Origin of the sequence: Stenotrophomonas sp. TWI700 (assembly GCF_039673645.1) — a bacterium.
Lineage (GTDB): Bacteria > Pseudomonadota > Gammaproteobacteria > Xanthomonadales > Xanthomonadaceae > Stenotrophomonas > Stenotrophomonas maltophilia_AA.
Map to the genome: position 1 here is coordinate 1 of NZ_JBDJMB010000030.1, position 22,179 is coordinate 22,179.

General features: G+C 65.8%; 19 protein-coding genes. 4 read left to right on the forward strand and 15 right to left on the reverse strand.

Annotation, left to right across the window (positions count from 1 at the left end):
* Positions 1 to 114: 114 nt before the first annotated feature.
* The 3 genes from folD to moeB form a co-directional block, all read right to left on the reverse strand.
* Positions 115 to 996, reverse strand: coding sequence for a bifunctional methylenetetrahydrofolate dehydrogenase/methenyltetrahydrofolate cyclohydrolase FolD (gene folD, locus ABE473_RS16305; protein ID WP_346490217.1), 882 nt, complete (start codon positions 994 to 996; stop codon positions 115 to 117).
* 138 nt (positions 997 to 1,134) lie between these two features.
* The gene (locus tag ABE473_RS16310) at positions 1,135 to 2,961 is read right to left on the reverse strand and encodes a monovalent cation:proton antiporter-2 (CPA2) family protein (protein WP_346478001.1); all 1,827 of its coding nucleotides are present in this window, start codon (positions 2,959 to 2,961) and stop codon (positions 1,135 to 1,137) included.
* Positions 2,962 to 3,240: 279 nt separating this feature from the next.
* On the reverse strand, positions 3,241 to 4,374 hold the full coding sequence (moeB, locus tag ABE473_RS16315; protein WP_346490232.1) for a molybdopterin-synthase adenylyltransferase MoeB: 1,134 nt from the start codon (positions 4,372 to 4,374) through the stop codon (positions 3,241 to 3,243).
* Positions 4,375 to 4,667: 293 nt separating this feature from the next.
* On the opposite strand from moeB, the gene ABE473_RS16320 reads away from it, so the two are divergent.
* Positions 4,668 to 5,249 carry a hypothetical protein gene (locus ABE473_RS16320; RefSeq protein WP_346490218.1) on the forward strand — a complete coding sequence of 194 codons (582 nt, stop codon included), beginning with the start codon at positions 4,668 to 4,670 and terminating at the stop codon, positions 5,247 to 5,249.
* 158 nt (positions 5,250 to 5,407) lie between these two features.
* Here ABE473_RS16320 and der read toward each other — a convergent pair whose 3' ends face one another.
* From der to ndk, 7 genes are read right to left on the reverse strand one after another with little or no spacing between them, the layout of a single operon-like run.
* On the reverse strand, positions 5,408 to 6,799 hold the full coding sequence (gene der / locus ABE473_RS16325; protein ID WP_121042160.1) for a ribosome biogenesis GTPase Der: 1,392 nt from the start codon (positions 6,797 to 6,799) through the stop codon (positions 5,408 to 5,410).
* Between the two features lie 12 nt (positions 6,800 to 6,811).
* Positions 6,812 to 8,020, reverse strand: coding sequence for an outer membrane protein assembly factor BamB (gene bamB, locus ABE473_RS16330; protein WP_176989803.1), 1,209 nt, complete (start codon positions 8,018 to 8,020; stop codon positions 6,812 to 6,814).
* Positions 8,020 to 8,658, reverse strand: a complete 639-nt coding sequence (locus ABE473_RS16335; RefSeq protein ID WP_346490219.1) for a tetratricopeptide repeat protein — start codon at positions 8,656 to 8,658, stop codon at positions 8,020 to 8,022. Before ABE473_RS16335 ends, bamB begins: the two co-directional genes overlap by 1 nt.
* 59 nt (positions 8,659 to 8,717) lie before the next feature.
* Positions 8,718 to 9,581 (reverse strand): RodZ domain-containing protein, encoded by an 864-nt coding sequence (locus ABE473_RS16340; RefSeq protein WP_346490220.1) that lies wholly within the window; start codon positions 9,579 to 9,581, stop codon positions 8,718 to 8,720.
* Between the two features lie 6 nt (positions 9,582 to 9,587).
* Positions 9,588 to 10,385: a type IV pilus biogenesis/stability protein PilW gene (pilW, locus tag ABE473_RS16345; RefSeq protein ID WP_346490221.1), complete on the reverse strand. Its 798-nt coding sequence runs from the start codon at positions 10,383 to 10,385 to the stop codon at positions 9,588 to 9,590.
* Complete coding sequence (gene rlmN / locus ABE473_RS16350; protein ID WP_346490222.1) at positions 10,372 to 11,577, reverse strand: 23S rRNA (adenine(2503)-C(2))-methyltransferase RlmN; 1,206 nt, start codon at positions 11,575 to 11,577, stop codon at positions 10,372 to 10,374. The genes pilW and rlmN overlap by 14 nt, the downstream gene beginning before the upstream one ends.
* 10 nt (positions 11,578 to 11,587) lie before the next feature.
* On the reverse strand, positions 11,588 to 12,013 hold the full coding sequence (gene ndk, locus ABE473_RS16355; RefSeq protein WP_008265389.1) for a nucleoside-diphosphate kinase: 426 nt from the start codon (positions 12,011 to 12,013) through the stop codon (positions 11,588 to 11,590).
* A 318-nt stretch (positions 12,014 to 12,331) separates the two neighbouring features.
* On the opposite strand from ndk, the gene ABE473_RS16360 reads away from it, so the two are divergent.
* The 3 genes from ABE473_RS16360 (at position 12,332) to ABE473_RS16370 (ending at position 16,710) form a co-directional block, all read left to right on the forward strand.
* A complete protein-coding gene (locus tag ABE473_RS16360; RefSeq protein WP_176989798.1) occupies positions 12,332 to 12,994 on the forward strand; it encodes a TetR family transcriptional regulator in 663 nt (220 codons plus the stop codon).
* A 44-nt stretch (positions 12,995 to 13,038) separates the two neighbouring features.
* Complete coding sequence (locus ABE473_RS16365; RefSeq protein WP_346490223.1) at positions 13,039 to 15,411, forward strand: 3-hydroxyacyl-CoA dehydrogenase/enoyl-CoA hydratase family protein; 2,373 nt, start codon at positions 13,039 to 13,041, stop codon at positions 15,409 to 15,411.
* Between the two features lie 90 nt (positions 15,412 to 15,501).
* Positions 15,502 to 16,710, forward strand: a complete 1,209-nt coding sequence (locus ABE473_RS16370; RefSeq protein WP_176989796.1) for an acetyl-CoA C-acyltransferase — start codon at positions 15,502 to 15,504, stop codon at positions 16,708 to 16,710.
* A gap of 169 nt (positions 16,711 to 16,879) precedes the next feature.
* Here ABE473_RS16370 and galU read toward each other — a convergent pair whose 3' ends face one another.
* The 5 genes from galU to ABE473_RS16395 are packed head-to-tail and all read right to left on the reverse strand — an operon-like array spanning position 16,880 to position 22,132.
* Positions 16,880 to 17,761: a UTP--glucose-1-phosphate uridylyltransferase GalU gene (gene galU / locus ABE473_RS16375; RefSeq protein ID WP_346490224.1), complete on the reverse strand. Its 882-nt coding sequence runs from the start codon at positions 17,759 to 17,761 to the stop codon at positions 16,880 to 16,882.
* The gene (locus ABE473_RS16380; protein WP_346490225.1) at positions 17,761 to 19,668 is read right to left on the reverse strand and encodes a nucleoside-diphosphate sugar epimerase/dehydratase; all 1,908 of its coding nucleotides are present in this window, start codon (positions 19,666 to 19,668) and stop codon (positions 17,761 to 17,763) included. The genes galU and ABE473_RS16380 overlap by 1 nt, the downstream gene beginning before the upstream one ends.
* Before the next feature lie 16 nt (positions 19,669 to 19,684).
* Positions 19,685 to 20,659: a glycosyltransferase family 4 protein gene (locus tag ABE473_RS16385; RefSeq protein WP_346490226.1), complete on the reverse strand. Its 975-nt coding sequence runs from the start codon at positions 20,657 to 20,659 to the stop codon at positions 19,685 to 19,687.
* Positions 20,660 to 20,662: 3 nt separating this feature from the next.
* Complete coding sequence (gene lapB, locus ABE473_RS16390) at positions 20,663 to 21,841, reverse strand: lipopolysaccharide assembly protein LapB (RefSeq protein WP_346490227.1); 1,179 nt, start codon at positions 21,839 to 21,841, stop codon at positions 20,663 to 20,665.
* A 6-nt stretch (positions 21,842 to 21,847) separates the two neighbouring features.
* On the reverse strand, positions 21,848 to 22,132 hold the full coding sequence (locus tag ABE473_RS16395) for a LapA family protein (RefSeq protein ID WP_121042138.1): 285 nt from the start codon (positions 22,130 to 22,132) through the stop codon (positions 21,848 to 21,850).
* Positions 22,133 to 22,179 lie beyond the last annotated feature (47 nt).

A 22,179-nucleotide genomic window follows, 5' to 3' on the forward strand; every position in this document is an offset into this window, starting at 1 on the left:
CCGCGCCCGCCACTACCGGGCGGGTGTACGGGCCGCACGACCACCGGTAGTGCGCTACCCCGGCGCGTCAGGTGCCGGTAGGTGACGACCGTTGGTCGTCACGCCGTTCCCGGGTCAGAACGCCTCTGCCGCCTCGATCGTGTTCTGCATCAGGGTGGCCACGGTCATCGGCCCTACCCCACCCGGGACCGGGGTGATCCAGCTGGCACGCTGGGCGGCGGCCTCGAAGCCGACATCGCCGACCAGGCGGCCGTCGTCGAGGCGGTTGATGCCCACGTCGATCACCACCGCGCCCGGCTTGACCCATTCACCCGGGACAATGCCCGGACGGCCCACGGCGACCACCAGGATGTCGGCGTTGCGCACCGACTGCTCCAGCACGTCCTTGGGGGTGAACTTGTGGCAGCTGGTGACGGTGCAGCCGGCGATCAGCAGCTCCAGACCCATCGGGCGGCCGACGTGGTTGCTGACGCCGACGATGGTGGCGTTGCGGCCGCGGACCGGCTGGTCGGTGTGGCCCAGCAGGGTCACGATGCCGCGCGGGGTGCACGGGCGGAGGCCGAACTCGCGCAGGGCCAGGTGGCCGACGTTTTCCGGGTGGAAGCCGTCCACGTCCTTGCGCGGGTCGATGCGGTGGATCAGGCGGTTGGCGTCCGGGATGCCCGGCAGCGGCAGCTGGACCAGGATGCCGTGGATCTTGGGATCGGCGTTGAGCTGGTCGATCAGGGTCAGCAGCTCGGCCTCGGTGGTGCAGGCCGGCAGATCGTAATCAAAGGCTTCGATACCCACTTTTTCGGCCGCACGGCGCTTGTTGCGCACGTACACGGTCGAGGCCGGGTCGCCACCGACCAGCACCACGGCCAGGCCCGGACGGCTGCCACCGGCAGCCAGGCGGGCATCGACCCGGACCTTGAGGCTGTCCAGCAGGTCTTCGGCGATGCGGCGGCCGTCGAGAATGCGGGCGGAAGAAGCGGTGTCGGAAGTCGGTGAGCTCATCGAGGGCGGCAGGCGTGGGGGCGACGGTCGTCTATTGTCCCCGATTCGGCCCGTGGCGGACACCGTCGTGCTGGCCGACGGCTGGCGTGCCGGCCGACCCTGTCTGGTTGCCGGCCAGCGGCCGGCACTACCGGATCCTTATTCCTCTTCCGGCACCTCGTCCGCGTTGAGCGTGCGCGCCTTGCGCTTGGGCGCGGTGAACGGCGTGGGCGTGGGCACGCCGGGCAGCGCAGTACCGAACACCATGTGCGCCCCGGCGCGCAGGTCTCCGCCGGCCATCTCCAGCTCGAAGCGTTCCGCATCCCGTTCGCGGATCTGCTCGGCGATCTCGCGCGCATCATCCGGATCGGCCCCCAGCTCCATCAGCGCGGCCTGGCCGAACTGCAGGGCCGACTCGAAGGTCTCGCGGATCTGGAAGTCCACGCCGGCATGGATCAGGCGCAGTGAATGTTCGCGATCGAACGAGCGCACCAGCAGCTTGGCCTGGGGGAACTCGTGGGTGACCAGCTCGACGATGCGATCGGCATCCTGGTCGCTGTTGACGCAGACCGCGATCGCACGCGCCGACCCCGCGCCAGACGCATGCAGTACATCCAGGCGGGTACCGTCGCCGTAGTAGATCTTGAACCCGAAGCGCTCGGCGTTGTGGATCATGTCCACGTCGTTGTCGATGATGGTCACATCCACATCGCGCGCCAGCAGCGACTGACTGGCGACCTGGCCGAAGCGACCAAAGCCGATCAGCAGCACGCTGCCGGACAAACCGTCGGCTTCTTCGACGCCATCGAGCGAGACTTCGCGGTCCGGCATCAGCTTGTCATGCAGCAGCACGAACAGCGGCGTCAGTGCCATCGAGAGCACGACGATCGCGGTCAGATTGGCGTTGACCTGCACATCGATCACACCGGCCACGGCTGCGGCGGAGAACAGCACGAACGCGAACTCGCCGCCCTGTGCCATCACCACGCCGCGATCCAGCGCTTGGCGATGATCACTGCCGAGGATGCGCGCGACCACGTAGATGCAGATCGCCTTGGCAAACATCAGCGCGAACACCCCGGAGACGATCAGCGGCCAGTTGTTGGCGACGACGGTGAGGTCCAGCGCCATGCCGACGCTGAGGAAGAACAGGCCGAGCAGGATGCCGCGGAATGGTTCGATGTCCGCTTCGATCTGGTGGCGGAAGGTGGACTCGCTGAGCAGCACGCCGGCGAGGAACGCGCCCATCGCCATCGACAATCCGCCCAGCTGCATCAGGAGCGCGGCGCCGAGCACGACCAGCAATGCGGCAGCCGTCATCACTTCGCGCGCCTTGGCGGCGGCGAGGATGCGGAACAGCGGATTGAGCAGGAAGCGGCCGACCAGCACCAGCCCGACGATCGCACCCGCCGCGATGCCGACGGTGACCCAGCGCGAACTCTCGCCGGCATCGCTGTGCACGGGCGCCATGAACGCGACGACCGCCAGCAACGGCACGATCAGCAGATCTTCGAACAGCAGGATTGAGACGATCTTCTGGCCGGTCGGCAGCGCGATGTCACCGCGTTCGGCGAGCAGTTGCATCACCACTGCGGTCGAGGTCAGCACGAAACCGGCGGCGCCGATGAAGGCCACCGGCAAGGGGAAGCCGAGCAGCATGCACACACCGGTCAGCACGGTGCCGCAGACCACGATCTGCAGCGTGCCGAGGCCGAAGATCTCGTTGCGCAGGCTCCACAGGTGCGAGGGCCGCATCTCCAGGCCGATCACGAACAGGAACATCACTACGCCGAGCTCGGCGGTATGCAGGATCGCCTGCGGATCGGAGAACCAGCCGAACCCGAACGGGCCGATCGCCAGGCCCGCGGCGAAATAGCCCAGCACCGAGCCCAAGCCGAGCCGGCGAAACAGCGGCACCATCACCACTGCCGCACCCAGCAGGGCGACCACTTTCACCAGTTCACTGGCACCTGCTTCCACCGCCATGCGGTTGTTTCCCCGGACTGCACAAGATGGGACAACGATAGGGCAAAGCGGTGAAGGGCAATAGCGCGGATGATGCGTTTTATCGTGCTGAATTCAGAACGATATTGATGTTGGACGCGACATCGTCCCGAAATCGCCGCCGAACCCAACTGTAGAGCCACGCCACGCGTGGCTGCGCTCACCCGGCGGCCCCTCGCCAACGGCATCCACGCATGGCGTGGATCTACGTGGACCCTGGCAAACGGCATCCACGCATGGCGTGGATCTACGCCCTACCTGTCAGGCGCTGCAGAACGCCGCGTAATCGATGTAGCCAGGGAATGCGCGCCCGGGCGCGCACACCGGGCAGGCCGGATCCGGGCGCAGGCGTGTCTCGCGGAAGCGCATGCCCAGCGCATCGAAGCTCAGCAGCCGGCCGATCAGCGGCTCACCGATGCCGAGCAGCAGCTTGAGCACTTCGGTGGCCTGGAGCAGGCCGACCATGCCGGGCAGCACGCCGAGGACACCAGCCTCGGCACAGTTGGGCGCGAACTCCGGGGGCGGCGGCTCGGGAAACAGGCACCGGTAACACGGCGCGGTGCCGCGCTGACGTCCGGCATCGAAGACGCTGACCTGGCCGGTGAAGCGCTCCACCGCCCCGTAAACCAGCGGGATGCCGTGCTGGAGGCAGGCATCGTTGAGCAGGTAGCGCAGCGGGAAGTTGTCCGAGCCGTCCAGCACCACGTCGACACCTTCGAGCAGTGCATCGATGTTGGCCGAAGTGACCCGCGCCTGCACAGCCTCCACGTCCAGCGAGGGATTGAGGGCAAGCAGGCGTGTGCGCGCGGAGAGCACCTTGGGCTCGCCGACGCTGGCATCGGTATGGATGATCTGCCGATGCAGGTTGCTGCGGTCGACCACGTCGTCATCGGCGATGCGCAGGTGCCCTACCCCGGCCGCGGCCAGGTAGAAACTGGCCGGTGCACCCAGGCCGCCCGCGCCAAGCACCAGCACGCGCGAGGTCAGCAGCGTCTTCTGGCCCTCGACACCCACCTGCGGCAGCAGCAGATGCCGCGAGTAGCGCTCGCTGAAGTCGCGCTCGGCGTCGCTCTGGATCGGCTGCACCAAAGGCAGTCCCTCGGCACGCCATGCGGTGGTACCGCCCTGCACGGACGCGATATGCGTGTAACCCAGGTTCCACAGGAAAACCGCGGCGTCCATCGAACGCCTGCCGCTCTGGCAGATCAGGACGGCCTCGCGATCGAGTCCCGGCAGGTGTGTGCTCGGCTCGGCCTGGAGATCGCCCCTGGCAATGCCGAGCGCGCCTTCGGCCATGCCGGTGCCGCGCTCGTGCGCTTCACGCACGTCTATCAGCAGGGCGCCGTGGGCAATGCGCTGGCGGGCCTCGGCGGGAGATAGCTGCGGGATGTCCATGCCGGCATTATCGCGCACGAGGGTGTAGGCCGGTGCCCGGCCCTCTTCCATGTACAGCCGCGGGCCAGCACGTGGCGCTTGGCTCCTGGCGAGCTGGCAGCGTGGGTGTCGATGCGCGCAGCGTATAAATGTAAGGAAGCTGCTCCGCCCTGGAAAGTTGGGGCGATTTACGTGCGTGTAGGGAAACCAGTGAATTGCAAATAAGCGTGACCGAGCACGCAATTTGAAGACAATCCCAGATATAGCCTGTCCGCGCCTCGATAAGCCCCCGATGACCAATGCCAAGGATTGCCATGCGCATCATCTATCTATCAAGAATGCCATTCATTTTCGCTACGCTAGCGGTACTGCCAAGCACGCCGGCCATGGCTTCATCGGCGCCCATCACCCATGCCAATGGAACGCCCATTGAAAACATCGGCCGTCCCGAGCGCGTGCGCATCGAAAAGATGCTCGACAAGGCGCTTTCGGAAGCTGCCGAAAACCTGGCGCTCATCGAGGGTCAAACGGGATTCAACATCAGGACGCGGCTCGTTCCAGAGCGCCGCACCGTGATCATAGACCTGGGCGGGCGGGCGGTTCCCTCCCATACGGGCGCGGAACTGGAAAATCAGCAGCACCGTCTGGCACTTGTGGCGCTGGATCTGCTGCGCGGAGTCGTCGCCGTGGATGGCGCGGAGTTCCAGTTTGCCGGCCACGACATCCACCAGCTACGGCCGGATCCACTGCCCCCGATGGAACCACGCCAGCGACAAGGCTCCAGAACGAACGTTGCTCCTCCGAAGGTTGCGCTGGCGGGTGGACATGGGCTGTATTTCAACTATCAGTACAACGATTTGCGTGCCCAGTGTGATCCGTCAAACGGGATTACCTAGGATTTCATCACTCCGTATGTTGCCCGCGTCGCGTGGCTGACAGATGCAAGCGGCATCAAGACCAAGGAAGTTGAGTACACATACAGCTGTACAGCCAACGCTTGAAATCCGCTGCAACTGGATGCAGAAGAGCCGGCTTTCGCCGGCTCTTCTTTGGATCACTTGCCCTTGACGTGCTTGATCAAGCGGCGCTTGCGCTTGAGCTGACGTTCGGTGAGCACATTCTTCTTGCCTTCGTACGGGTTCACACCCTCGCGGAAGATGAACTGCACGGGCGTGCCGACCAGCTTGAAGCGCTTGCGGAAGAAGTTCTCCAGGTAGCGCTTGTACGACTCCGGCAGGTCTTTCAGACGGGTGCCGTGGACGATGAAGGTCGGCGGATTGGAACCGCCCGGATGCACGTAACGCAGCTTGGACACGTGACCACGGATCGCCGGCGGCGGGTTGGTCTCGTAGGCCGTTTCCAGCGCCTTGTTGACTTCGCTGGTGCTGAACTCGTGCGTCGCCGAGGCGTGCGCGGCGTGGATGCAGCGGAACAGCTCACGCAGGCCCGAGCCATGCTTGGCCGAGATGCGCACCACTTCCGCCCAGGGCACGAAGCCGAGCTTGCGCGATACCAGCGCTTCAGCCTGCTCGCGCTGGTAATCGGTCAGGCCATCCCACTTGTTGATCGCCACCACCAACGCACGGCCGGCATCGAGCACCGCGCCGAGCACGCTGGCGTCCTGATCGGTCACGCCTTCGGAGGCATCGAGCATCAGCACCGCGACCTGGCACTGCTCGATGGCCTGCAGGGTCTTGATGACGCTGAACTTCTCGACCACTTCCTCGACACGCGCCTTGCGACGCAGGCCGGCGGTATCGATCAGGCGGTACTCACGCCCGTCGCGCTCCATGTCCACCGCGATCGAGTCACGGGTGGTACCGGGCACTTCGGAGGCGATCATGCGCTCTTCGCCGAGCAGACGATTGACCAGCGTCGACTTGCCCACGTTGGGGCGGCCGACAAAGGCGATGCGAATGCGGTTCGGATCGGTGTCCAGGGTCTCGGTGGTGCCCTCTTCCGGCAACCGCTCCACGACCTCGTCCAGCAGATCATCCAGGCCCTGACGGTGCGCGGCCGAGACGGTCAGCATTTCGCTGAAGCCGTAACGGGCGAACTCCGAACGCACGGTGTCTTCATTCATGCCGTCGATCTTGTTGATCAACAGCAGGGTCGGACGGGCCAGCCTGCGCAGCCAGGACAGGATCTCGTCGTCCATCGGGCCCTCACGGGCATCGACCACGAACAGGATCAGGTCCGCCTCGGCAGCCGCGGCGCGGGCCTGACGGGCGGTAGCGCCAGCCAGACCTTCTTCTTCACCGGCGATACCGCCGGTATCGACCACCAGGAACGGGTGGTCCTCATCAAGACGACAAACACCGTAATTACGGTCCCGGGTCACGCCGGGCTGGTCATGGACCAGCGCGTCGCGCGTACGGGTAAACGCATTGAACAGCGTGGACTTGCCGACATTCGGCCGTCCAACCAGGGCGACCAAGGGCAGCATCGCGGTAACTCCTTATTGTGCCAACCGGAACGCGGTCAGCTTTCCATCAACGTTCTGCACCAGCAGAATCCCATCGGCGGCTACCGGCTGGGCCAGGAGGGCGTCGCCGCCACTCTTGGCGCGCGCCGCGAACTCACCGTTATCGGTCCGCAACCAGTGCAGATACCCCTTGTAATCACCGACCACAACGTAATCGCCGTGGATGACCGGACCGGTCAGCGAACGACGGGCCAGGCCCGTCTGCGACCACATGGCCGAACCGCTGGCCTTGTCCAGGCCGAACACGCCGCCCTTGTTGTCGGTGACGAACACAGTGCTCGAGGTCAGGGCCACGCCGCCGGCGCCACCATGATCACGGGCCCACAGCGGACGGCCGGTCGGGCCCTCGATCGCCATGGTCTGGCTCTTGAAACTGCTCACGAACAGCGTATTGCCTTCCAGCACCGGCGCGCCGTCGATATCGGCCATGCGGTCCAGCTCGGTACGGCCTTCGCCGGTGCCGACCATCTGGTCCCACAGCGTGCGGCCGTCCTGCATGGCCAGCGCGGCCACGGAGCCGTCGTCGTTGCCGATGAACAGCACGCCCGGGCCGGTGACGACCGGCGCGTTGCCGCGCACGGTCAGTGCCGGCAGCTCGCGCGGGTTGAACCAGCGCTGGGTGCCGTTTTCGGCATCCAGGCCGGTCACGCGACCGTCGTTGCTGCGCACGAACACCATGCCCTGGCCCACGGCCGGCGCGGAGATCACTTCACCCGGCACCTTGGCACGCCACTTTTCGGTGCCGTCGGCCGCGTTCAACGCGATGACTTCACCGTCCAGGGTGCCGATGACGACCAGGCCGTCACCCACGCCCGGGCCACCGGACAGACGAAGCTTGGGCTTCTTCTTTTCCTTGGCCGGCTCGTAGGTCCAGACCTTCTTGCCGGTCTGCAGGTCGATGGCATGCACGCCACCGTAGATGGCGGCTGCGTAGACGCGGCCATCGGCGACCACCGGGCCCTGGCGGACGCCGATGCGCTTCTCGCCCTTGCCGACGTTGGCCGTCCAGATCTTGTCGACCTTGGCGGTGGCATCGAACTTGACCAGTTCGGCCGGTTCCAGCGCCTTCTTGGCCGCCGCGTCCTTGCCGGCGAACCAGCCCTTCATCGTGCTGCAGCCGGTCAGGGCCATGCCCAACAGGGCAACCGTGGCAACGCGCTTGATCATGACCATCTGATTCATTACACCGACTCCGCAGGATCGGTGACGGTGCCACCGGCATCCGTCAACTTGGTTTCCAGCAGGCGCCGCTGGGGCGCTGCCACGTCCAGCGTCTTGAGCGCCTTCTCATACTGCTCGCGGGCGGCATCACGCTTGCCCTGCGCCATCAGTGCATCGCCATGGATTTCCAGGCTGGCGCTGTCGGTAGCGGTGCCGAGCTGCTTGATCGCATCCTCGGTCTTGCCGGTGGCCACCAGCAGGCGCGCGACGCGCTGCTCGATCACCGGCTTGAATTCGGGGTCGGCCTTGATCGCGCGCAGGGTCGCCAGCGCGTCTTCGTTCTTGCCGGCATCGACCTGGGCCTTGGCCAACTGCAGGGCAGCCAGATCGGCATAGATGTTGGCCTTGCCGCTTTCCAGGTCCTTCACACCCTTGGCGGCCTGCGCCAGATCCTTGTCTTCCAGGCTCTTGAGGACGATCTGGTACTGGACGTTGGCGCCGGCCAGGCTGTTGCTGTGCCGGGTCTGCCATTCTTTCCAGCCCCAGATGCCACCGATCGCGATGGCTACGCCAGCGAGGATGCTGACACCATTCTTCCGCAGCCAGCCGCGGACGCGTTCACTTTGTTCGTGCTCGTCGAGCAGGTCGTCGATCGCCATGCGTACTCTCGCCCCGCCCATGAGGAGGAGCTATTTGAATTGGATTGGGGAAACGCGGTTCAGTGCGAAACTGGGACCACGGAGCCGTCAGAGGATACCGTAAAGCGTGCCACGTTGGCTCGCTGGTACGGCGAAAGGTCGACGATAGTGCCGGCCTGCTGAACCTCGACCGCCGATGCATTGCCCAGCACCATGCGGGCCACCTGGCCCGGTGCGAAGCTGCGGGTCTCGCCCGACTTGATCAGGGCCTTCTCGACGGTGGTGCCGTCCGGCCCGGAGATATCCACCCAACTGTCGCCTTTGAACTGCAGGCTCAGCGCGCCGGCCTGCGGCATCGGCGCGGACGCCGGACGCGGGACCGGGGTCAGCGATGCCAGGTACGGTGCTGCCGGTGCCGTCGGCTTGGCCGCCTCGACCGCCGCAGGTGCGGCCGGATCCGGGGTCTCGCCACCGGCCACCGGTACCGCCGCCGGGATCACATCCAGCGAGGCGGTGTTCGGGGTGGTCGCCGTGCCATCGAAATGGCCACGGGTGGCGAACCAGACCGGCACGGCCAGAACCGCGGTGATGCCGACATACAGGACGCGACGCCCCAGGCTCTCGGCGATGCGCCGGGCCCGCGGGGTATGGGTATGGCTGACCAGCTGCGGCGGCACGATCGGCCCGATATGGGCCTGCTCGAGGATATCCCCGATGTCCACCTTGAGCAGACGGGCGTAGCTGCGCAGCTGGCCGCGGACGAAGACCGGCGCGCCGAGGCGCTGCCACTGCTCGTCTTCGAGGGACTTCACGACCTGGACCGGCATGTGCAGCTGCTGCCCCACCGCCTCCAGGGTCAGTCCGGCCGCTTCCCGGGCCTGGCGAAGACGAGCTCCGCAACCGGCCGCAGTATCAAAAGCGTTCACAGTCTGGTCATCAATCACAGTGCTTCAACCCCGGGGATTAGGTGCCGCATCCTGCGGAAATTCGTCATGAATTCGCTGCAGATAGCGACCGGATGCCACGCTGTCGCCAAGCCGCGCCTCGATTTGAGACGCAAGTTGTAACACGGAACGTGTGGCCGGTGCAGCCGTCAAACGCCGTTGCGAAAAGGCGCGGGCCTCGAAATAACGCCCTTGGGCGAACTCGTTGCGGGCCATCGACTCCAGCGCGTAGGCATTGACCGGATCGATCTCAAGCGCCCGGCGCAGGTCCGGAACCGCCCGTTCGGGCTGGCCGGCATCCAGCGCACAGCCACCGGCATTGGCCAGGGCAGAGGCCGGCGTCGTATAGCCCGGCGCCTGGAGGGCCCGATCAAACCAGACCAGCGACTCGGCCGGACGGCCATGAGCACATAGCCACGCGCCATAGTTATTGAGCACATCGCCGCGCTCCGGGCCCAGCTCGGCGGCCTTGGCGTACAACTGCCCCGCCTCGGCCTGGTTGCCGCGCTGGGCCGCGATGGCCGCCAACAGCATGTAGGCCTCGGGACGCCGCGCATCGATCTTCATCGCCGCCCGCACCCGCTTCTCGGCTGCCTCCGGCGAGCCCGCACGCAGCGACTCGCCGGCCAGGACCATCTGATCCTGGTAGTTCACGCGCTTGCGGATCTCGGGGTTGTCGCGGGCCTCATAGGTCGGCGCGACCTCGAGGGTACCGGACGGCGGTTTGACGCCCTGTTTGCCGCAGCCGGCCAATGCCAGCGCGATGAAAACAACGGCTGGCAATCGGCGATCAGGCAGCGGCATCCCGGTTTTTCCCGTCCTGCAGCGTTTTGTTGAACTCGGCCTGGCGGCGCGTGCGATCCATGACCTGGCCCTTGAGCTGGCCACAGGCGGCATCGATGTCGTCGCCACGGGTGCGCCGCACCATCGTCAGCACCTTCGCATCGAGCAGGATCTTCTGGAAGGCGCGGATGTCGGTTTCGCCGGAACGCTCATAGCGCGTGCCCGGGAATGGATTGAACGGAATCAGGTTGACCTTGCCCGCGTTCGAGGCCTGCACGGCGTTGTCGAACTGGCGCATCAGCCGCGCCAGCTGGCGGGCGTGCTCGGGCTGGTCGTTGATCCCCTTCATCAGGGTGTATTCGAAGGTGACCGATTCGCGGCGCTTGTTGGCGCGCAGGTAGCGTGCGCACGAGGCCATCAGCTCGACGATCGGGTACTTCTTGTTGAGCGGGACCAGGGTCTCGCGCAGGGCATCATTGGGCGCATGCAGCGACACCGCCAGCGACACGTCGCTCTCGGCGGACAGCCGGTCGATCTGCGGCACCAGGCCGGAGGTGGACAGCGTCACGCGCTTGTTGGCCAGGCCGTAGCCCAGATCGTCGCGCATCACGCTCATGGCGCGCACGACGTTGTCGAAATTCATCAACGGCTCGCCCATGCCCATCATCACCACGTTGGTGAGACGACGCTGCTTGTGCGGGATGTTGCCCAGATGGCGCGCCGCCACCCACACCTGGCCGATGATCTCGGCGGTGGAGAGATTGCGGTTGAAGCCCTGGGTCGCGGTCGAACAGAACGTGCAGTTCAGCGCGCAGCCGACCTGCGAGGACACGCACAGCGTGCCGCGGTTCTTGTCCGGGATGTAGACCGCTTCGATCGCGTTCTTGCCGTCGGTGCCCATGGCCAGCAGCCACTTGTGGGTGCCATCGGCGGAGGGCTTGTCGAACACGATGTTCGGAACCAGCACCTTGGCATGCTGCTTGAGCTTGGCGCGCAGCGCCTTGCCGAGGTCGGTCATTTCATCGAAATCGGTGACGTAGTGATGGTGGATCCACTTCATCACCTGATGGGCACGGTAGCGCGCTTCGCCGAGTGTCTCGGCGAAGAAGCGCTCCAGACCCTCGCGATCGAGGTCGAGCAGGTTCTGCTTGGCCACAGCCGGGCTCGACACGAGCACGGATGGGATGGCGGTGGGCTGTACGACCTCGTTCACGGCATCACTCTCAGCGCGAGACGACTTCAGTCGCGGCGAAGAAGTAGGCGATTTCGATCGCGGCATTCTCAACCGAGTCCGAGCCGTGGGCGGCATTGGCATCGATGGATTCAGCGAAGTCGGCGCGGATGGTACCGGCGGCGGCTTCCTTCGGGTTGGTGGCGCCCAGCAGGTCGCGGTGGGCCAGGACGGCGTTCTCGCCTTCCAGCGCCTGGATCATCACCGGGCCGGAGATCATGAACTCGACCAGCGCGTTGAAGAACGGACGCTCGCGGTGCACGGCGTAGAAGCCTTCGGCTTCACGGCGCGACAGCTGCTTGTACTTGGCGGCGACGACCTTCAGGCCGGCCTTTTCAAAGCGGGCGTAGATTTCACCGATGACGTTCTTGGCGACGGCGTCCGGCTTGATGATGGAAAGGGTGCGCTCCAGCGCCATGGGAATACTCCGTTGGGCGGGCCACTTGATCGGCCCGAGGTTAACATGAAAAAAACCCGCGTCAAAACGCGGGCTTAGCCTGATATACGTGCGCCAATTCTAACGTGTCCTCCCCGTCTCCGGTAGTGCCACGCCATGCGTGGCAGGCTTGGACCGCATGGGATCGCTCGCCCCGTTCAGGCACTGCGAGGTTGCCAGCCATGGGCAGGCACTACACAGCGGGGATGAACGGACGCCCATTCCTGCTGCACCGCACAATGCGGCAGCGCAGCCACGGGTCTAATATCAAACAATCGTTTGATTGAACTTCCCTGCCCCATGGCCAAACCCGCCCACTTCTCCACCAAGGACCGCATCCTCGGCGCCGCCGAGGAACTGTTCGCCCTGCATGGGTTCGCGGGCACCTCGCTGCGCCAGGTCACCAGCCAGGCCGATGTGAACATCGCCGCGGTCAACTACCACTTCGGTTCCAAGGAAAACCTGGTCAACGAGGTCTTCCGCCGCCGGATGGATGAAATGACCTCGGCTCGCCTGGCCCAGCTGGACGCCGCCCGTCGCGAACACCCCGGTGAACTGCGCCCGGTGCTGGCCGCCTTCGTCGAACCGGCCTTGGCCATGGCCCAGGACCGCCAGACCGGCGGCGCGTTCGTGCGGGTCATCGCCCGCGCCTACGCGGAAAAGAACGACAACCTGCGCAAGTTCCTCTCCGACCATTACGGCCACGTCCTGCGTGACTTCGGCAAGGCGATCTCCGCCTGCGTGCCGGGACTGAGCAAGGAAGAGCTGTACTGGCGCCTGGACTTCCTCGCCGGCTCGCTGACCTATGCCATGGCCGACTTCGGCCTGATCAAGCGACCCGCCGGTGTCACCGAAGCGGCGCATCGTGCCCATGCCGCCCAGGAACTGATTCATTTCGCCGACGCAGGATTCCGCGCCAGCGCGGCCTCAAGCGCTTCGACGACCTCCCTTTCCACCCCGTAGAGCCAGGCACTGCCCGGCTGCCCGACCAACAAAGGCTTATCGACATGTCCAATTCCCTGCTAGTCCGCCGTGCCGCCGTGCTGGGTGCCGGCGTCATGGGTGCCCAGATCGCCGCCCACCTGACCAACGCCGGCGTCGACACGGTGCTGTTCGACCTCCCCGCGAAGGAAGGTCCGGCCGATGGCATCGTGCTCAAGGCCATCGCCAACCTGGGCAAGCTCAGCCCGGCCCCGCTCGCCAGCAAGTCCTACGCCGAGGCGATCACGCCGGCCAACTATGAGACCGGCCTGGAGCAGCTGAAAGACTGCGACCTGATCATCGAAGCCATCGCCGAACGCATGGACTGGAAGCAGGACCTGTACAAGAAGATCGCCCCGTTCGTGGCCGATCACGCGGTGCTTGCCTCCAACACCTCGGGCCTGGGCATCAACAAGCTCGCCGACGTGCTGCCCGAACAGCTGCGCCACCGCTTCTGCGGCGTGCACTTCTTCAACCCGCCGCGCTACATGCACCTGGCCGAGCTGATCCCGGCCACCACCACCGATGCCGCCGTGCTGGAAGGCCTGGAAGCGTTCCTGGTCACCACCCTGGGCAAGGGCGTGGTGTACGCCAAGGACACCCCGAACTTCATCGGCAACCGCATCGGCGTGTTCTCGATCCTGTCCACCATCCACCACACCCAGGAATTCGGCCTGGGCTTCGATGAAGTGGACGGCCTGACCGGCCCGCTGGTCGGCCGCCCGAAGTCGGCCACCTACCGCACCTCGGACGTGGTCGGCCTGGACACCATGGCGCACGTGATCAAGACCATGGGCGACACCCTGCCCAACGATCCGTGGCATGAATTCTTCAAATCGCCGAAGTGGCTGGATGCATTGATCGCCAAGGGCGCGCTCGGCCAGAAGACCGGCGCCGGCATCTTCCGCAAGGTCGGCAAGGACATCGTCGTCCTCGACCTGGAAAAGCAGGACTACCGCCCGGCCGATCGCACCGCCGCCCCGGAAGTGGTCGAGATCCTGAAGATCAAGAACCCGGCCGAGAAGTTCGCCAAGCTGCGCGAGAGCCAGCATCCGCAGGCGCAGTTCCTGTGGGCGACCTTCCGCGACCTGTTCCACTACAGCGCCTACCACCTGGCCGACATCGCCGAGACCGCGCGCGACGTCGACCTGGCCATCCGCTGGGGCTACGGCTGGTCGCTGGGCCCGTTCGAAACCTGGCAGGCCGCCGGCTGGAAGCAGGTGGCGCAGTGGATCGCCGATGACATCGTCGCCGGCAAGAGCATGAGCAACGCCCCGCTGCCGGATTGGGTGTTCGATGGCCGCGACGGCGTGCACGCCGCCGAAGGCAGCTACAGCCCGTCGCGCAACGCCAAGCTGCCGCGTTCGGCGCTGCCGGTGTACCAGCGCCAGCGCTTCCCGGATCCGCTGCTGGACGAGAGCTTCAGCCCGGGCGAAACCGTGTTCGAGAACGACGGCGTGCGCATGTGGCACGACGGCGACGGCATCGCGGTGGTCAGCTTCAAGACCAAGATGAACACCGTTTCCGACCACGTGCTCAATGGTCTGCAGGAAGCGATCAAGCGCGCCGAGCAGGACTACAAGGGCCTGGTGATCTGGCAGCAGAAGGAGCCCTTCTCCGCCGGTGCCGATCTGGCCGGTGCGCTCGGCCTGCTGCAGGCCGGCAAGGTCGACCAGTTCGAAGAGATGGTGCACAACTTCCAGCGCACCAGCCAGGCGATCAAGTATTCGCTGGTGCCGGTGGTGACCGCCGTGCGCGGCCTGGCCCTGGGCGGCGGCTGCGAGTTCCAGATGCACAGCGCCAAGAGCGTGGCCGCGCTGGAAAGCTACATCGGCCTGGTCGAGGCCGGCGTCGGCCTGCTGCCGGCCGGTGGTGGCCTGAAGGAACTGGCCGTGCGTGCCTCGCAGGCTGCTGGTCCGGGCGGCGACGTATTCGCCGAGCTGAAGAAGACCTTCGAAACCGTCGCGATGGCCAAGGTCTCCAACTCGGCGGTCAACGCCAAGGAACTGGGCCTGATGCGCGCGACCGACAAGGTCGTGTTCAACAGCTTCGAAGCACTGCACATCGCCAAGGCCGAAGTGCTGGCGCTGGCCGAAGGCGGCTACCGTCCGCCGATGCCGGCCCGCCGCATCCAGGTCGCCGGTGACGTCGGCATCGCCACGTTCAAGATGATGCTGGTCAACATGCTGGAAGGCCGCTTCATCAGCCCGTACGACTACGAGATCGCCGTGCGCATCGCCACCGTGCTGTGCGGCGGCGAAGTGGATCGCGGCACGCTGGTGGACGAAGAGTGGCTGCTGACGCTGGAGCGCAAGCACTTCGTCGAACTGGCCCAGCAGGAAAAGACCCAGGCCCGCATCGCGCACATGCTCAAGACCGGCAAGCCGCTGCGTAATTGATGGCGCGCCGGGCGCGACGGACCCGTCCGCGCCCGGTAGGTGCCGACCGTTGGTCGGCACACCTGTCCCCACATTCAAGAGATCACTGCAATGACCAAGCAAATCCAGGACGCCTACATCGTCGCCGCCACCCGCACCCCGGTGGGCAAGGCGCCCAAGGGCGTGTTCCGCAATACCCGTCCCGACGACATGCTGGCCCACGTGCTCCGCTCCGTGGTCGCCCAGGCGCCGGGCGTGGACGTCAACCGCATCGATGACGCGATCATCGGCTGCGCGATGCCCGAAGCCGAGCAGGGCATGAACGTGGCGCGCATCGGCGTGCTGCTGGCCGGCCTGCCGGACACCATCGCCGCACAGACCGTCAACCGCTTCTGCTCTTCGGGCCTGCAGGCCGTGGCGATGGCCGCCGACCAGATCCGCCTGGGCAACTCGGACCTGATGCTGGCCGGTGGCACCGAATCGATGTCGATGGTGCCGATGATGGGCAACAAGATCGCGATGGCCCCGAGCGTGTTCGACAACGACCACGTCGCCATCGCCTACGGCATGGGCATCACCGCCGAGAAGGTCGCCGAAGAGTGGAAGGTCTCGCGCGAGGACCAGGATGCGTTCGCCCTCGCCTCCCACCAGAAGGCCATCGCCGCGATCCAGAACGGCGAGTTCAAGGACGAGATCAGCCCCTACGACGTGCGCACCCGCCAGCCCGACCTGGCTGACGGCCGCCGCATCATCACCCGCGACAGGATCGTGGACACCGACGAAGGCCCGCGCCTGGATTCGTCCGCCGAAGGCCTGGCCAAGCTGCGCCCGGTGTTCCGCAACGGCCAGTTCGGCGGCACCGTCACCGCGGGCAACTCCTCGCAGATGAGCGATGGCGCCGGTGCGGTGCTGCTGGCCTCCGAGCAGGCGATCAAGGATTACGGCCTGACCCCGCTGGCCCGCTTCGTCAGCTTCTCGGTCGCCGGCGTGCGCCCGGAAGTGATGGGCATCGGCCCGATCGCCGCGATTCCGAAGGCGCTCAAGCAGGCCGGCCTGACCCAGGACCAGCTCGACTGGATCGAGCTCAACGAAGCCTTCGCCGCGCAGTCGCTGGCCGTCATCCGTGATTGCGGCCTGGACCCGTCCAAGGTCAACCCGCTGGGCGGCGCGATCGCCTTGGGCCACCCGCTGGGCGCGACCGGCGCGATCCGCACCGCCACTCTGCTGCACGGCCTGCGCCGTCGCCAGCAGAAGTACGGCATGGTGACCATGTGCATCGGCACCGGCATGGGCGCGGCGGGCATCTTCGAATCGCTGTGAGGCAATGATCGGTGCCGGCCGATGGGTCGGCACCGGTCGCGTCGGCAGGCACCGACCGTTGGTCGATGCGGCAACCGGACCAAACGCAGAAGGGCAGCCGCGAGGCTGCCCTTTTCGTTGGGGTGCGTACCGACCAACGGTCGGTACCTACCGGTTGATCGCCTTGCGATCAGCCTTCGGCCAGCATCTTCTGCAGCATTTCGCGCGCAGGACCGGCCAGCTTCTCGTTGTCGAGGGCGAAGCGGATCGTTGCCTCGACCAGGCCCAGATGGGTACCGCAATCGAAGCGGCGGCCCTCGAAGCGGAACGCATCCACGCGCTCGCTCTTGAGCAGTTCGGCGATCGCATCGGTCAGCTGGATTTCGCCACCCGCGCCGGTACCGGTCGCTTCAAGCAGCTCGAAAATCTTCGGGCTCAGCACATAACGGCCAACCACCGCCAGATCGCTCGGGGCGTCTTCCGGCTTGGGCTTCTCGACGATGGCGCTGATCTTGCCCTGGCGGCCGTCGAAGGCCTCGGTGGCCACGATGCCGTAGCTGCCGGTCTTCTCATGCGGCACGTCTTCCACCGCGATGATGCTGGCGCCGGTGGCTTCGTTGGCATCGGCCATCTGCTTGAGCGCACCGTTGCCCCGGTTCCAGATCAGATCGTCCGGCAGCAGCACCGCGAACGGTTCGTCGCCGACGATCGCCTTCGCGCACAGCACCGCATGGCCCAGCCCCAAGGCTTCCGCCTGGGTCACGAACACGGCGCGCACGCCATTGGGCAGCACATGGCGGACCAGCTCAAGCTGTTCCTTCTTGCCGGCGCGCTCGAGTTTCTGCTCCAGCTCGTAGGCCTTGTCGAAATAATCGGCGACCGCATGCTTGTAGCGGTTGGTGATGAAGATCAGCGTGTCACAGCCCGCCTCGATCGCCTCATCAACGGCGTACTGGATCAGCGGCCGATCGATAATCGGCAGCATTTCCTTGGGAACGGTTTTGGTGGCGGGAAGGAATCGCGTTCCCAACCCTGCGACAGGAAATACCGCCTTACGAATACGCTTGCTCATCAGAACCTGTTGGCCTCACGCGCCGGAAAGGCCAGCACTTTAGCAGAGCTGACGTGATCGTCCTGTTGTAGCGGAGAGAACTCCGGCATGGTGGCAAACAGAATGCTGTTGATCGCATCGGTGTCATAACTGATGATCGCCTCGCGCAGTTTCGGCACGTTGGCCAATACCTGATCGCGGGCAAACGTGCGAACACCGGCTTCGAGAATCTTCGGATGCGCGGTCGGGCGATAATCTTCGTCCGAATAGAACAGCGTCTCGTGCAGTTTTTCGCCCGGGCGCAGGCCCGTATAGACGATGGCGATGTCCTTGTACGGCTGCTTGCCGGCCAGGCGGATCATCTGCTCGGCCAGCACGCGGATCGGCACCGGCTCGCCCATGTCCAGGGTATAGATCGCCCCATGCGAAGCCGAGGCGGCCGCCTGCAGGATCAACTGGCAGGCTTCGGGAATCGTCATGAAGTAACGGGTGACTTCCGGGTCGGTCACGGTGACCGGGCCGCCCTTGAGGATCTGCTCGCGGAACACCGGCACCACGCTGCCGGCCGAGGCCAGCACGTTGCCGAAGCGCACGGTCACGAAACGGGTGTGGCTGGTCTTCTGGTCCAGGCTCTGGCAGATCATCTCCGCATAGCGCTTGCTGGCGCCCAGCGCATTGACCGGGTCGACCGCCTTGTCGGTGGAAATGAAGACGAAGTGCTCGATGCGGGCTTCGACGCAGGCCCGGGCCACGGTCTCGGTGGACAGGATGTTGTTGCGCACTGCCTCGCGCAGCTGGCGCTCCAGCACCGGCACCTGCTTGTAGGCGGCGGCGTGGAAGACCGAATCCACCCGCGACAGCGACAGCGCGTGACGGATCACCGCGGGATCGCCGCAGTCACCCAGCACCGCCTCCACGACCAGATCGGGGAAGCTGCGCTGCAGCTCGGCCTCGATGGTCAGCAGCAGCAGCTCGCTCATCTCGACCAGCACGATGCGCCCTGCCCCATGGCGCGCGCACTGGCGGCACAGTTCAGAACCGATCGAACCACCGGCGCCGGTCACCAGCACGGTGCGCCCCCCCAGCCAGCCGCGGATCAGCGCCCAGTCCGGCAGGATCGGCTTGCGGCCGAGCAGGTCCTCGATCGCCACTTCCTTGAGCTGACCTGGTAACGAGTGGCCGAGCAGGATGTCATTGAGCTTGGGCACCATGCGGAACGGCACGCCGGTGCTTTCGCAGATGGCCACCACCCGCTGCATGCCCACGGCATCCAGCGACGGGATGGCGATCACCAGCAGCTTGGCGGCCGTCTCACGGACCACGGCGGGCGCGTCTTCCAGCGTGCCCAGGATAGGCAGGCCCTGCAGCTTGGCGCCCTGCAGATGCGGGGCATCGTCGAGCAGGCCGACCGGTTCGAAATCACCGGAACGACGCAGATCACGTACGAGAGCTTCCGCCGCCTGGCCGGCACCAAGGATCAGCACGCGGCGTGCGGTGACGTCGGACTGCAGCGCCTGGTAGTCCTTCCACGCGCGGTACAGCAGGCGCGGCGCACCCAGCAGCGCGGACAGCGCGAACGGATAGATGACCAGCACCGACATCGGCACGCCTTCGAAGCGCTTGTAGGCCAGCGCCACCACGATCGCGAGCAGGCCGATGAAGCTGGCTTTGAAGATGTTGAGCAGATCAGCGACGCTGGCGAAGCGCCACAGGCCGCGGTACAGGCCCACCCGCCAGAACACCACGGCCTGGATGACCAGCACCAGCGAGGTATCGATGTTCCACAGCGGCAATGCCGGCGCATCGGCCAGCATCGAATAGCGTCCCGCGTGCAGCAGCTGCCAGCACGCCCAGACCATGAACAGGTCGTGGGCGACGATGGCCGCACGGGGCATCAAGCCGGTAAGTCGGTCCTGCCAAGGCGTCATAAACAGCGTAATCCTTCTAGTTGCGCATTCCCTTGCGCAGGAGCAGCCAAAGGCCGGACGCGAGGATCAACCACGCGATGGCCACGGCAGCCTCCCACCTCGGCTGCAAATTCGTGCATGCATTAAACACTGCCGCACTGAATATTCCAAAAACAAGATACATCCCGGTGACGGAAGTGTGGCTTGCACCCCCTTTCACCGCGCGCTGATAGAGATGCTGCGTGTGGGGTTCCATCCAGCGCTGTCCGGACAGGATGCGCGAAAGCAATGTGAAGCCCGCGTCCACAAGAAAGGCCGAAAGCGGCACCAGCAACAGCAGCCAGTGGATATCCGTGCGCACGCTGACCAGACAGACCAGGGCCGCGATGGCATAGCCCAGCGCCCCGCTGCCGACGTCGCCCATGAAGATGCGTGCCCGCGGGTAGTTGAACGGCAGGAAGCCAAGGCAGGCCAGTCCCAGCACCACGCCGGCCAGCCCGTAGGGCGGGGGCAGCACCATCGCGAAGGCGAGCCCGGCCAGGATGGCCTGGGTGGTGGCGATGCCGTTGATCCCATCCATGAAGTTCCAGATGTTGATCAACGAGGTGGCGAACAACAGCGCCAGCAGCGCCTGCCAGGGATTGCCGCTGGCGTGCCAGACCAGCCCGGCCAGCAGTGCCGCGGCGATCACATGGACCAGCAGGCGACGCACCGCCGGCAGCGGCCGATGGTCGTCCCACCAGCCGATCCCGGCAACGAGCACCAGGCCCAGCGCGAACACCGCGAGCGTGATCCAGGCCGTGGGCCAGATCACTGCCGCGACCACGCAGGCCAGCAGCAGGGTCAGCACGATCGCGATGCCGCCGCCGCGCGGCGTCGCCACGCCGTGGCTGCGCCGCTCGCCCGGCTCGTCCAACAGATTGCGGCGCAGCGCGTACACGCGTGCGCCCCACGTCAGTCCCGCCGATACCGCCAGCACCGCCAGCAGCCCCGCCATCCAGGCGACCATCATGGTTCAGAGCACCGCGTAGTTGAGCAGTGGCTTGACGGTGCCCCATTCCTTGCAGCTCGGGCACTGCCAATGATGGGTGCGCGCACCGAAGCCACACCGCGTGCACCGGTACGCCGGGTTGCGGACCAGCAGCTGGTCGGTGATGTGCTTGAGGTCGTGCAGGGTCGCGGTGGAATCAGCGCCCTCGGCGAGGGTCAGGTCGATCAGCGCCGATTCGCCACGCACCGACGGACGGTCCTTGAGCTGGCGCCCGAGGTAGGCGCGCGCCGGGGCGACGCCCTCCTGCTCTTCCATCAGCTGGGTCAGCGCCAGCACCGGCGCGATGCCGCGATAGTGCTCGGTCATCTCCGACAGGAACGCGCGTGCACCGCCGAGATCACCGACCTTGCGGTAGTTCTGCATCAGCGCCTGCAACACTTCGGGCAGGTACTCCGGATCGTTGCGTGCCGCACGTTCGAAGGCACGGACCGCGGCTTCGGCGTTGCCGGCATCGTCTTCCAGGCGGCCTTCGATGATGCCGGCACGGACCGACATCGCATCGGCCTGGTAGGCGCGCGCGATCGCGGCGCGCGCTTCGTCGATCTTGCCGGCCCCGCGGTAACGCTCGGCCAGTTCGCACTCGAACTGCCCGATCAGCTTGCCCATCGGCTCGCCGGTGACTTCCTCGAAGCGGCTGGCGTTGTCGATCGCCTTTTCCCAATCGCGCTCGGCCTGGTAGATGCCGATCAGGTGCTTGAGCGCCTGCGGGGCACGCTGGTCGATCTGGGCCAGCTCGGTGAACACGGTTTCGGCACGGTCGAGCAGGCCGGACTTCATGTAGTCCTCGCCCAGTGCCAGCAGCGCCTGGACGCGCTGCTGATCGCTCAGGTCCGCGCGGTTGACCAGGCCCTGGTGCAGGCGGATCGCACGATCGACCTCACCGCGACGGCGGAACAGATGGCCCAACGCGACCTGGGTCTCGAAGGTTTCCTTGTCCAGCTCGGCGATGTGCAGGAACAGCTCGATCGCCTTGTCTGGCTGCTCATTGAGCAGACAGTTCAGGCCGCGGAAATACGTGCTGGACAGATGGCTGACCTGGTTGTCGCCATGGCGCTGGCCACCGCGACGCCCGATCACCCAGCCCGACAGCGCGGCCAGGGGCAGGAACAGGAAGAACCAGAACCACTCGGAGACAAATTCCATCGGCGCTCAGCGTCCGTCGAATGTAGAAGAAGAAGGGGGTGCCACGACCACGGCGGGCGCGGCCTTCTGCGCACGGCGCAGCTTGGCGTACAGCGGGATCACCACGCTGGCGAGCACGAGGCCGCCGCCGATGAGGGCACCGGACAACAGGGCGATGATGATCGCCACGCCGGTGGTGGAATTGATCTGGGTAAAGCCCAGGCTGATGATGATCGGTTGCGAGTTGAGGGCACCGATGATGAGGCCCACGACCAGAACCGCCAGCAGGATCAGCAGACGTACGATGTTCATGCAGCAGCTCCAGTTCCGTAGGGCTCAAGAGTAGCGGACTAACACTC